The organism is Chryseobacterium sp. VD8 (assembly GCF_037149975.1).
GTDB classification, from domain to species: domain Bacteria; phylum Bacteroidota; class Bacteroidia; order Flavobacteriales; family Weeksellaceae; genus Chryseobacterium; species Chryseobacterium indicum.
Genome location: NZ_JBBCQL010000118.1, coordinates 1 through 13,461 on the forward strand (window position 1 = coordinate 1; position 13,461 = coordinate 13,461).

Here is a 13,461-nt window from a genome sequence, read left to right on the forward strand (position 1 = left end):
AATTGCTGATGCTTGTGATAAAGATTCTGATAACGATGGTATTCCGGATGCGCTGGAAGATCTTAACGGAAACGGAAAATTTGAAGATGATGATGTGGATGGAAATAAACTGGTAATTTCAGAATTGGGAGACGGAATTTCAAGTTACCTTGATCTGGATTCTGATAATGACGGTATTTTAGATTTATTTGAATCAGGAATCCCGGCTTCGGTTATTGATCAGATTGATACAGATCATAATGGAGTAATTGATAGCGGTGTTGCGGTAGGAAATAACGGAATTGCAGATGTTCTTGAAACAGCACCGGATTCCGGAGTGATGAAATATCCTTTAAAAAATACAGACGGAGATGATAAACCAGACTTCGTGGATCTTAAATCCAATAATGTAGACTTCGATCTTTATACCATCGGTAAGGATAATCTGGATGATCTTGGAGAAGGATTTATTTCAAGAATAGATGATGCAGATGCAGATGGAATTCAGGCGGTTGTAGATACGGATCTTGTTAAAAAAGGTTCTCCGAATTCTCCTCTTTCTCCGTATTCCTCTGTAGCTAGAAACAGCGGTCTAACAGCAAAAGCATCTCTTGGAGAAGTAAAAACTGCTGCAAATGATGTTAAAGTATATCCTAATCCTGTAAAAGCAGGTGAAAATTTAAATGTAAAATCTAACGAAGAAGGTGTTTATACTTTGTTTTCAGCTCAGGGACAATTAATTAAATCAGGTAAATTCTCCGGAAATGCTGAAATCGGTACTTCTTCTTTACCTGTAGGAATGTATGTTATAAAAGTAGAAACAAAAACGACTGTAAAATCATATAAGGTCATCGTGAGGTAATTTCAATAAGTAAATAGTTTCTATACACAAGTCATCCGAAGGGGTGACTTGTGTTTTTGAAATTTTAATTATCTGAAAATTAATATTTTAATATTTTTTTTATTAATTTTATATATTGACAGATTAAAGTTTAAAATATTTTTAGTTCTGAAAAATATATATTGTAATAGAATTAATTATTCTGTTCAGTATTTTAAATACAGCTAAATCTTAGGTTATAATAATTAATTTTAAGATTAAGTTTTTTTTATTAAGGGCGGGTCATCCATATTTTGGATGACCTTTTTTATTTTCAATGAAATAATTAACATCTTCAAAATGAAGTTGTTTTATTTGTATATGAAAATAAAATGTTGTAGATTTGCAGTCTCTTTTGGCGCGAATAATTGTTTGTAAATCTATAAAATATTGAATATCACCTCTTTCATGGAAATGAAGAGGATTTCGTGTGTATAGATACTGCGGCTGTTCTGCCTCAAAAGTAATAAAAATATTTTGCATTACGCTGTGAAAAGATATACCAGTGTTGCAGTTAGGAATAAGATTCTGAGAATCAAGAGAAAAAAATATAAGACTATTTCTAATAGCGCCAACATTACAAGGTCTTTTGGAACTTTTCTCTTCTCAAACTCTTTTTTCTGATATTTTTTAATGAATCAAAATATTTTTTAACCTTTCTTAAAAGTTTTATGAGTAAAACAACACCTACAACTAGGGGAAATCAGAGAGTGAATTTCTCTTCAGCGAAAGGAAAAATCATTACTCCGGACTTTCTGGATATCCAGATTGAGTCTTTTAGTGAATTTTTCCAGCTTGATACGCTTCCTGAAGACAGAAAAAATGAAGGTCTTTACAAGACTTTTCAGGAAAATTTCCCGATTACCGATTCCAGAAACCAATTCGTGTTGGAATTTTTGGATTATCTGGTAGATTCTCCACGTTATTCAATCGATGAGTGTGTGGAAAGAGGTCTAACGTATTCCGTTCCTCTTAAAGCAAGACTTAAATTGTATTGTACAGACCCTGAACACGAGGATTTCCAGACTGTGGTTCAGGATGTATACTTAGGTCCGGTTCCTTACATGACGCCGTCTGGTTCATTCATTATCAATGGAGCAGAGCGTGTAATCGTAACTCAGTTACACAGATCTCCGGGTGTATTCTTCGGACAGACTTACCACGCAAACGGAACTAAACTTTATTATTCAAGAATTATCCCTTTCAAAGGATCTTGGATGGAATTTACGACAGATATCAACAGCGTAATGTACGCGTATATCGACCGTAAGAAAAAATTACCATTAACCACTTTATTAAGAGCGATCGGATATGAATCTGATAAGGATATCCTTCAGATCTTCGACCTTGCTGAAGAAGTGAAAGTTTCTAAAGCTGCCCTTAAAAAAGTAGAAGGGAGAACATTGGCTGCGAGAGTATTGAACACTTGGTTCGAAGATTTCGTAGACGAAGATACCGGTGAGGTTGTTTCTATCGAAAGAAACGAAATCATCTTAGACAGAGAAACGATTCTTGAAAAAGAACATTTAGATCTTATTCTTGATGCGGGTGTGAAATCAATCCTGATTCACAAAGAAAACAGCAACGAGTTCTCTATCATCCAGAATACATTACAGAAAGACCCTACAAACTCTGAGAAAGAGGCAGTAGAGTACATCTATCGTCAGTTAAGAAACGCAGATCCGCCAGATGAGGAAACAGCAAGAGGAATCATTGAAAAATTATTCTTCTCTGAGCAAAGATATTCATTAGGTGAAGTAGGACGTTACAGACTAAACAAAAAGTTAGGTCTAAACATTCCTACGACAACTGAGGTTCTTACGAAAGAGGATATCATTGCGATTGTAAGACACTTAATCGAACTTGTAAACTCTAAAGCTGAGGTTGATGATATCGACCACTTATCAAACAGAAGAATTAAAACTGTTGGTGAGCAATTGGCAGGACAGTTCGGGGTAGGTCTTTCAAGAATTGCAAGAACAATCAAGGAAAGAATGAACGTTAGAGATAACGAAATCTTTACTCCGCTTGATCTTGTTAACGCGAAAACATTAACATCAGTAATCAACTCGTTCTTTGGTACCAACCAGCTTTCTCAGTTCATGGACCAGACCAACCCACTATCGGAAATCACGCACAAGCGTAGACTTTCTGCATTAGGACCTGGTGGTTTATCAAGAGAAAGAGCAGGTTTTGAGGTTCGAGACGTTCACCATACGCACTACGGAAGAATTTGTCCGATTGAAACTCCGGAAGGACCAAACATCGGTTTGATTTCATCTTTAGGTATTTATGCGAAAATTAACAGACTTGGTTTCATCGAAACTCCGTACAGAAAAGTAGAAAATGGTAAAATCGAGCTTAATGCAGATCCTATCTACTTAAATGCAGAAGACGAGGAATCTAAAGTTATTGCTCAGGCTAACGTTGAATTGAGCGACAACGGTGAATTCGAAACAGACAGAATTATTGCAAGATTAGATGGTGACTATCCTGTAGTTGAGCCATCTCAGGTAGATCTTATCGATGTTGCACCAAACCAGATTTCTGGTATCTCCGCTTCATTAATCCCTTTCTTGGAGCATGATGATGCGAACCGTGCGTTGATGGGATCGAACATGATGCGTCAGGCAGTTCCTTTATTGAAACCACAGGCTCCGATCGTAGGTACAGGGCTTGAGCAGCAGGTTGCAAGAGATTCAAGAATCTTAATTAACGCTGAAGGTACAGGTACTGTAGAGTATGTAGATGCCGACAGAATCGTTATTAAATATGAAAGAAGCGAAGACGAAGATTTAGTACAATTCGAGTCTGCTACTAAAACATATAACTTAACTAAGTTCAGAAAAACCAACCAGAGTACTACCATTACCCTAAGACCAAACGTAAGAGTAGGTGATGTAGTGGAAAAAGGACAGGTACTTTGCGACGGTTATGCTACTGAAAAAGGAGAATTGGCTCTTGGTAGAAACTTAGTGGTTGCGTTCATGCCTTGGAAAGGATACAACTTCGAGGATGCGATCGTAATCAACGAAAAAGTAGTTCGTGAAGACTGGTTTACTTCAATCCACGTAGATGAATATTCTTTGGAAGTTCGTGATACCAAATTAGGTATGGAAGAATTGACAGCAGATATTCCGAACGTTTCTGAAGAAGCTACTAAAGATCTTGACGAGAACGGTATGATCAGAATCGGTGCTGAAGTGAAGCCTGGAGATATTATGATTGGTAAAATAACTCCAAAAGGTGAATCTGACCCGACTCCTGAAGAAAAACTTCTTAGAGCGATCTTCGGTGACAAAGCCGGTGATGTAAAAGATGCTTCATTGAAAGCAGATTCTTCATTAAGAGGTGTTGTGATCGACAAAAAATTGTTCTCAAGAAACATCAAAGATAAAAAGAAGAGAACTGAAGAAAAACTTAAGCTTGAAGAAATTGAAAACACTTACAAGGCTAAGTTTGATGATTTGAGAAACACTTTAATTGAAAAATTAAATACCCTTGTAAGCGGTAAAACTTCTCAGGGCGTGAAAAACGACCTTGATGAAGAAATCATCGGTAAAGGGGTTAAGTTCACTCACAAATTATTGACTTCAGTTGAAGATTATGTAAACGTTAGCGGTTCAGACTGGACAGTTGATAACGATAAAAATGAATTAATCAAACAGTTAATTCACAACTACAAAATCAAGTACAACGATATTCAGGGGGTTAAAAACCGTGAGAAATTTGCAATTTCAATCGGAGACGAATTACCTGCAGGGATCATGAAGTTGGCTAAAGTGTACATCGCTAAGAAACGTAAACTGAATGTAGGAGATAAAATGGCGGGTCGTCACGGTAACAAAGGTATCGTTTCGAGAATCGTTCGTGAAGAAGATATGCCATTCCTTGAAGACGGAACACCGGTAGATATCGTATTGAATCCACTTGGGGTACCTTCGCGTATGAACATCGGTCAGATCTATGAAACAGTTCTTGGATGGGCTGGTCAGAAATTAGGATTGAAGTTCGCGACACCAATTTTCGACGGAGCTAGCTTAGATCAGATTACAGAATACACTGAGAAAGCAGGTCTTCCTAAATTCGGTCACACTCACCTTTATGATGGGGGTACCGGAGAAAGATTTACTCAGGCTGCAACAGTAGGGGTAATCTATATGTTGAAACTTGGGCACATGGTTGATGATAAAATGCACGCACGTTCTATCGGTCCGTACTCATTGATTACTCAGCAGCCGTTAGGAGGTAAAGCTCAGTTCGGAGGTCAGAGATTCGGAGAGATGGAGGTTTGGGCACTTGAAGCATTCGGTGCATCAAATATCCTGAGAGAGATCCTTACCGTGAAGTCGGATGACGTTATTGGTAGAGCGAAAACTTACGAAGCTATTGCAAAAGGTGAATCAATGCCTGAACCAGGTATTCCGGAATCATTCAATGTACTGCTTCACGAGCTACAAGGTCTTGGATTAGACGTAAGACTAGAGGAATAATTTTAAATTTTAAATTATAAATGCTGAATGGAAACATTCGGAAATTAATCTAAAATCTAAAATCTAAAATTTAAAATCTAACAAATGTCAAATAAAAATAAATCAAGTAGATTTAATAAAATAACCATCGGTTTAGCTTCACCGGAATCGATTCTTCAGGAATCGAGAGGGGAGGTTCTTAAGCCGGAAACTATTAACTACAGAACGCATAAGCCTGAAAGAGACGGTTTGTTCTGTGAAAAAATCTTCGGTCCTGTAAAGGATTACGAATGTGCTTGTGGTAAATACAAGAGAATTCGTTACAAAGGGATCGTTTGTGACCGTTGTGGAGTAGAAGTTACGGAGAAAAAAGTACGTAGAGAGAGAATCGGACATATCAATCTGGTAGTTCCAATTGCTCACATTTGGTATTTCCGTTCTTTACCAAACAAAATTGGTTACCTTTTAGGAATTCCTTCCAAGAAATTGGATATGATCATCTACTACGAAAGATATGTAGTGATCCAGCAGGGTATTGCTAAAAAACTAGACGGTTCTGATTTCGAAAATATGGAGTTCTTAACTGAAGAAGAGTACCTTGATATCATGGAAACTCTTCCGATTGAGAACCAGTATCTTGATGATTCTGATCCGAACAAATTCATCGCTAAGATGGGTGCGGAAGCGGTTGAAGAATTATTAAAAAGAATCGATCTTGATGCATTGTCTTTCGACCTGAGACACAAAGCACACAACGAAGGTTCAAAACAAAGAAGAACTGAGGCTTTAAAAAGATTGAACGTTGTAGAAGCATTAAGAGGTGCTAATACAAGAATGATCAACAAGCCTGAGTGGATGATTATGCGTGTGCTTCCGGTTATCCCGCCAGAACTAAGACCATTGGTTCCGTTGGATGGTGGACGTTTCGCTACTTCCGATTTGAATGACCTTTACAGAAGAGTTATTATCAGAAATAACCGTTTGAAGAGATTGTTGGAGATTAAAGCTCCGGAAGTAATCTTAAGAAACGAGAAGCGTATGCTTCAGGAATCAGTAGATTCATTATTCGATAATACAAGAAAATCTTCAGCAGTAAAATCTGAATCAAACAGACCATTGAAATCACTTTCAGATTCATTGAAAGGGAAGCAGGGTCGTTTCCGTCAGAACTTATTAGGAAAAAGGGTAGATTACTCTGCGCGTTCCGTAATTGTTGTAGGTCCGAACTTGCAGCTTCACGAGTGTGGTATTCCTAAAGATATGGCTGCGGAACTTTACAAACCGTTCATCATTAGAAAACTAATTGAAAGAGGAATTGTAAAAACAGTAAAATCTGCAAAGAGAATTATCGATAGAAAAGAGCCGGTAGTTTATGATATCCTTGAAAATGTGATGAAAGGTCACCCTGTTCTACTGAACAGAGCACCTACGCTTCACAGACTGGGTATTCAGGCTTTCCAGCCTAAGATGATCGAAGGTAAGGCAATTCAGCTGCACCCGTTGGTAACAACAGCATTCAACGCCGATTTCGACGGTGACCAGATGGCGGTACACTTACCGTTAGGTCCTGAAGCGATCCTTGAAGCGCAGTTATTAATGCTAGGTTCTCAAAACATCTTAAACCCTGCAAACGGTTCTCCAATTACAGTACCTTCTCAGGACATGGTTCTTGGTCTTTATTTCATGACCAAAGAATTGAGTTCTACAGAAGATATGAAAGTAAAAGGTGAAGGTTTGGCTTTCTATTCTCCTGAAGAAGCTGAAATCGCTTATGCTGAGGGTAGAGTATCTTTAAATGCTAAAGTAAGATGTAGACTTCCTGTAAAAGAAGACGGACAAATCGTTACTAGATTAATCGAAACTTCTGTTGGTAGAATTTTATTCAACCAGATTGTACCGAAGCAGGTAGGTTATATTAATGAACTTCTTACGAAGAAATCATTAAGAAACGTTATCGGTAAGATCCTTGCAGATACAGATTTCCCTACAACTGTGAAGTTCCTGGATGCAATGAAAGACTTAGGATATTCAAACGCATTCAAAGGAGGTCTTTCTTTCTCATTAGGAGACATCGTGGTTCCTGTTGAGAAAAAGCAGATGATTGCACAATCAATTGAAACTGTAGACGAAATTAGAGCTAACTATAACATGGGTCTAATTACAGATACAGAACGTTATAACCAGGTAATCGACGTTTGGACAAATACCAACGCAGGATTAACGGAAATGATCATGAGCAGAATGAAAACTGACCAAGGTGGTTTCAACTCTGTATACATGATGCTTGATTCCGGAGCGAGGGGTTCTAAAGAACAGATCCGTCAGTTATCAGGGATGAGAGGTTTGATGGCAAAACCGCAAAAAGCTGGTTCTACCGGTGCGGAGATCATCGAAAACCCTATCCTTGCAAACTTTAAAGAAGGTCTTTCAATTCTAGAATACTTTATCTCTACCCACGGTGCCCGTAAAGGTCTTGCGGATACCGCTCTTAAGACTGCCGATGCAGGATACTTAACGAGAAGATTGGTAGACGTTGCACAGGATGTTATCGTTACAGAAGACGACTGTGGAACGCTGAGAGGTACAGAAGTTACCGCACTTAAGAAAAATGACGAGATTGTTGAAAGAATTTCAGAAAGAATCTTAGGTAGAGTATCATTACATAATATTTATGATCCTGAAACTGACGAATTAATTGCAGAAGCAGATCAGGTAATCACTGAATCATTCGCGAAGAGAATTGAAGAAGCTGGATTAGAAGCAGTTGAAGTTCGTTCGCCACTTACTTGTGAGGCTAAAAAAGGGATCTGTGCAAAATGCTACGGTAGAAACTTGGCAACAGGTAAAATGATTCACATGGGTGAAGCGGTAGGTGTAATTGCAGCACAATCCATTGGGGAACCGGGAACTCAGCTTACGTTGAGAACTTTCCACCAGGGGGGGACTGCAGGAAACGTATCAGAAAACCCGTCAATTGTTGCAAGAAGAGACGGTATCGTTGAAATGGACGAGGTAAGAACAATTACTTCTGAAGATGAAAACGGTAATACTGCTGAAGTGGTAGTTTCCCGTTCAACAGAATTCAGATTAGTTGCTGATAACGAGTCAAGAACTCCGTTAATGGTAGCTAACGTACCTTACGGTTCCATATTATCTGTAAAACCGGGTGATAAGGTGAAGAAGGGCGATGTAATCTGTAAGTGGGATCCGTATAACGCGGTTATCATTGCAGAAACTGCCGGTAAGGTAGAATATGAAGACATCATCCAAGGGGTTTCATTCCAGTTGGAGATTGATGAACAGACAGGATTTGAAGAGAAAGTAATCTCTGAATCCAGAAATAAGAAAGCCGTACCAACCTTGAAGGTGGTAGATTCTAAAGGGGTTGAGCAGAAAGCATACAACTTACCGGTAGGAGCCCACTTAATGGTAAACGATGGTGAAAAAATTAAGGCTGGTAAAGTCTTAATCAAAATCCCGAGAAAATCTGCAAAAGCAGGGGATATCACCGGAGGTCTTCCGAGAGTTACCGAATTATTCGAAGCAAGAAACCCTTCGAACCCGGCGGTTGTAACAGAAATCGATGGGGTAGTTTCTTACGGAAAAATCAAGAGAGGTAACCGTGAATTGATCGTTGAAGCTAAAACAGGAGAGAGAAAAATTTATTTAGTTAAATTATCTAACCAGATTTTAGTACAGGAAAATGACTTCGTAAGAGCTGGTTCACCACTTTCTGACGGTTCTATTACTCCGGACGATATCTTAAGAATCAAAGGTCCAACTGCGGTTCAGGAATATTTAGTAAACGAAATTCAGGAAGTTTACCGTTTACAAGGGGTAAAAATCGACGACAAGCACTTCGAAATCATTGTAAGACAGATGATGACGAAAGTATCTATCGTTGACGGAGGTGATACTCAATTCCTTGAAGGTGCTCTTGAACACAAGTATGATTTCTTGGAAGAGAATAACAGAGTATTCGGTCTTAAAGTAGTAGTTGATGCCGGAGATTCTAAAGTATTCCTGCCGGGACAGATGATTACTGCAAGAGAATTAAGAGACGAAAACTCCAAACTGAAGCGTGAAGATTTAGCTTTAGTAGAAGTAAGAGAAGCTTTACCGGCTACAGCAACTCCTGTATTGCAGGGGATCACAAGAGCTGCTCTTCAGACAAAATCCTTCATGTCTGCAGCATCGTTCCAGGAAACGACTAAAGTTCTTAACGAAGCAGCAGTTGCAGGTAAAGTAGATGATCTTAACGGTCTTAAAGAAAATGTAATTGTAGGACACAGAATTCCTGCAGGTACAGGTCTTAAAGAATATCAGAATGTGATCGTAGGTTCTAAAAAAGAATTCGAAGATCTTAACTAAAAATAATGATTCGGAAATTTGAGGTTTGAATTTATTTTTATATTTTCACAACCTCAAAATTTCGAATAAAAAAATATTTTATAACAATGGACAACAATCAAAATCCACAAGACGGAAACATCAACATCGAATTAAACGAAATGGTAGCAGCTGGAATCTATGCTAATTTAGCTTTAGTAAACCACTCTCCATCTGAGTTTGTAGTAGATTTCATCCAGTTAATGCCGGGAGTACAGCAGGCGAAAGTAAGATCAAGAGTTATTCTTGCTCCGCTTCACGCAAAAAGAGTACTTTCTGCTCTTCAGCAAAATATTGCTAATTATGAGCAGCAATTTGGAGAAATTAAAGAAGTTGAACCTTTCGTATTAGGAGGAAACAACGTAAACGCTTAAGATTTACTCTAAAAAATAAAAGAATGCCTCAATTTTTATTGAGGCATTTTTTATAACCCTATTTAACATAATAATTGATTTTGCTTTTTTTATTGAATTATTTTACATAATTTATAAATTTTTATAATATTATTTGTGCATATGATTTATATTTGTAAAAAATGTAAAAATGAAACGATATACTATTCTTGGCATTATGTTATGCATAACCGGAAATATATATGCACAAGATAAAACGCTTCAGGCAAATCAAAAGCATCTTCAGGCATTATACTCCAAATATCAGAAAAACTTAAAAAAACAGCATAAATTATCGAAGTCTGCGGGAATTCCACCTAATCCTTATAACGAAGAAGATTTCAAGAGAACGATGGATCCTGTAACGGGTGAAAATAATTTTGGTTCTCTTGCAAAGCTGAGTGAAGAAATTGCTCAGGGGAAATATGCGCCAACTGCTCCTATGTCTTTTATTAACAGAGGAGGATCTTCTACCAATAAGATCGTTAACGAACCATGGATTGAAAGAGGACCGTACAGTGTAGGCGGAAGAACGCGTGCTATTATGTATGATCCGAATGATCCTACAGGAAAGAGAGTGTTTGCGGGAGGTGTTTCAGGAGGACTTTGGGTAAATCAGGATCCTTCGGTAAGTACAAACGAATGGACTCCAATAAGCACATTCTGGGCGAATACTTCTATATCATCCATTGCTTATGATCCAAATAATCCACAAATAATATACGTGGGAACGGGAGAGTCCTGTACTGCGGATGCAATAGGTTCAGGAATATGGAAATCCATTAACGGAGGAAGTACATGGACGCAGATTTTTACCATTACTCCAACCTATTCCGGTAACGTAAGAAGCGGAAATTTTTACATCAATGATATCAAAGTAAGAAACAATGGAGGAGTTTCGGAAGTTTATGCCGGAGTAAGCGGTAATTATAACGACGGAGCATTTCAGGGTTTAAGTCAGGCAGGATTGTATAAATCTACCGACGGAGGTGCTACCTTTACAAAAAATACAAGTTTACTGGCACTTAATACCACTACCAATACAACCAGTACAACGGGCTATTCTATTCAGCAGATAGAAATTGGAGCAGACAATTCAGTTTGGGTGTCTACAAGATCTTCAAGATATTCTAATATAGATTCAGGAGGAAGAATTTTAAAATCTGCGGATGGAAATACTTTCAGTGTAGTTTACAATGTTGGAAATTCCGGTGCGAGAGTTAATTTTACACTTTCCAGAACAGATGCCAATAAAGTTTACGCACTTATGCAGGGAGCGAACAGTACTTCTGAACCTGTTCGTATTGCGAGATCTACGGATGGAGGAACAACATGGCAGGCAACAAATGATGCCACTCCGGTTATCACGCTTCCGACAGCAACAGATACAGGAATTCCGGCAAACGATTTTACAAGAGGACAGTCTTTCTATGATCTTATTATTGCTACCGATCCTCTGGATGATAATACAGTTTATATAGGAGGAGTTGATCTGTACAAATCTACAAACGGAGCAGCAAACTGGACGCAGATTTCAAAATGGTCTAACAACAATAACATGGCTGCGTTACAGGTTTCGCAGGTACACGCAGATCAGCATGAAATAGTTTTTAACCCTTTTAATAACTATTCTACCAATCAGATGATGTTTGGAAATGATGGGGGAATTTATTTTGCGGCAAATAAAAACACTATTGCAACCACATCAGGTTTTGCTGCAAGAAACACAAGATACAACGTTACCCAGTTTTATACTGCTATGCTGAATCCTATTAAAACACCTTCTAATGAAGAACTTTTAGCAGGAGCTCAGGATAATGGTTCCTGGTGGTTATATGGCGCTCCACAGACGAATAATTTCTTAACAAGTCAGTCAGCAACATCAGGAGACGGAATGTATACCGAATATGACGATCAGGATAATTATGAAATTGCAAGTTATGTGTACAATAATCACTATCTGTTAACGAGCAGTACTTATTATCTTATCTCCAGTGCCAACAGAAATGCTTACGGGCATTTCGTGAACGAAATTGCTTTGGACAGAGTTAATAATGTATTCTATTCTTACCGTTCAGGGCTAACTATATTCAGAACAGGTGGATTGTCTGCCACATCAACTACATTTACTAATGATGTAGTGACTGTGGGAACTGCACAGACAAACGAGCAGATTTCATGGATGAAGGTTTCTCCTTATACAACAGCTTCTACAACACTATTTGTAGGAACTAATTTAGGAAGAATTATCAAGGTTACAAATGCAAATACGACATCGTATGCGTCTACTGTACTTACAACACCCGCTGCGGGAACCATTTCTGATATCGAATTCGGAAAAAATGAAAATGAGATTATGGTAACATTATCCAACTATAATCTTACAAGTGTATTCTTTTCTACAGACGGAGGAACAACTTGGCAAAATAAAGAAGGAAATCTTCCTGACATGCCGGTAAGAACAATTCTTGGAAATCCTGATGACGCTAATGAAGTAATCCTTGGAACAGAAATGGGAGTGTGGGGAACTACCAATTTCCTTTCTGCATCGCCAACCTGGTCTTCTATCAGTGGAAATATCGGAAATGTAAGAGTTACAAATTTAGATTACAGACCTACAACAAGAACCGTTTTGGTTTCTACCTATGGAAGAGGAGCATGGACTACTCAGAATACAACCGTTACTTTAGCCACTGGCGATGTAAAAAGTAAAAACAACGAAACAAGAATATACCCTAACCCTTCAAAAGGGATTTCACACATAAGATTTGATTCTGCTAAATACAATACAGTAGATATCAGTATCTTTGATGCTTCAGGAAGACTGGTTTACAGCAAAAAGAATGTGAAATCTGATGAAGAATTCGGTCAGAGATTAACTCCGGGGAATTACATCCTGAAAGCAGAATCCAAAGGAACAGTTGTATACAGCGGAAACTATCTGGTTTTAGGGAAAGTAAATGATGACGGAGATGACGATTAAAAAATGAACAATCAGCTATTGATAATTATATTTTGGATACTGGCGTTTTCCTGTAAAGCGCCGGTTTCCTCATTTTATCAGGGTAATGTAACTTTAGTTTCTGCGGAAAAAACAGAATGGTCCGGCGGAAGACCTGGTGTAAGAGGAATTTTATACACTGTAGCTTTAAAATTAAAAAACAGTAAAGATCGTATTACTGTAAAATCTTTCAAAGCTGAAGGCAATGTGTTGAAGTTTGCACAGTCTGTTTCAGGAAATACAATAACTGTAAAAGGTAACTTTCAAAAACCGGACGAGATCAATAATCTGGAATATTCACCTTCCGGATCTGCAGTTGTAAAATCTGAAAAAACGATTTCTTCAAAC

Annotated in this window: 6 protein-coding genes; all 6 read left to right on the plus strand. The window is 38.0% G+C overall.

The window, feature by feature from the left end:
- Positions 1 to 841, plus strand: an 841-nt coding sequence (locus WFK35_RS13415; RefSeq protein ID WP_336733014.1) for a T9SS type A sorting domain-containing protein, incomplete at its 5' end; no start/stop codon positions are given.
- A gap of 689 nt (positions 842 to 1,530) precedes the next feature.
- The gene (gene rpoB, locus WFK35_RS13420; protein WP_235131850.1) at positions 1,531 to 5,352 is read left to right on the plus strand and encodes a DNA-directed RNA polymerase subunit beta; all 3,822 of its coding nucleotides are present in this window, start codon (positions 1,531 to 1,533) and stop codon (positions 5,350 to 5,352) included.
- Positions 5,353 to 5,436: 84 nt separating this feature from the next.
- On the plus strand, positions 5,437 to 9,702 hold the full coding sequence (rpoC, locus tag WFK35_RS13425; protein ID WP_214590991.1) for a DNA-directed RNA polymerase subunit beta': 4,266 nt from the start codon (positions 5,437 to 5,439) through the stop codon (positions 9,700 to 9,702).
- An 86-nt stretch (positions 9,703 to 9,788) separates the two neighbouring features.
- Positions 9,789 to 10,094: a DUF3467 domain-containing protein gene (locus WFK35_RS13430; RefSeq protein ID WP_029295596.1), complete on the plus strand. Its 306-nt coding sequence runs from the start codon at positions 9,789 to 9,791 to the stop codon at positions 10,092 to 10,094.
- Positions 10,095 to 10,263: 169 nt separating this feature from the next.
- A complete protein-coding gene (locus WFK35_RS13435; RefSeq protein ID WP_336733015.1) occupies positions 10,264 to 13,095 on the plus strand; it encodes a T9SS type A sorting domain-containing protein in 2,832 nt (943 codons plus the stop codon).
- Positions 13,096 to 13,098: 3 nt separating this feature from the next.
- Positions 13,099 to 13,461 (plus strand): hypothetical protein (locus WFK35_RS13440; RefSeq protein WP_336733016.1); only part of this gene is annotated, 363 nt, incomplete at its 3' end.

Bases quoted from the DNA above. Each gene is read 5' to 3' on its own strand.
- rpoB (WP_235131850.1), top strand. From the start codon at position 1,531: ATGAGTAAAACAACACCTACAACTAGGGGAAATCAGAGAGTGAATTTC.
- rpoC (WP_214590991.1), top strand. From the start codon at position 5,437: ATGTCAAATAAAAATAAATCAAGTAGATTTAATAAAATAACCATCGGT.
- WFK35_RS13430 (WP_029295596.1), top strand. From the start codon at position 9,789: ATGGACAACAATCAAAATCCACAAGACGGAAACATCAACATCGAATTA.
- WFK35_RS13435 (WP_336733015.1), top strand. From the start codon at position 10,264: ATGAAACGATATACTATTCTTGGCATTATGTTATGCATAACCGGAAAT.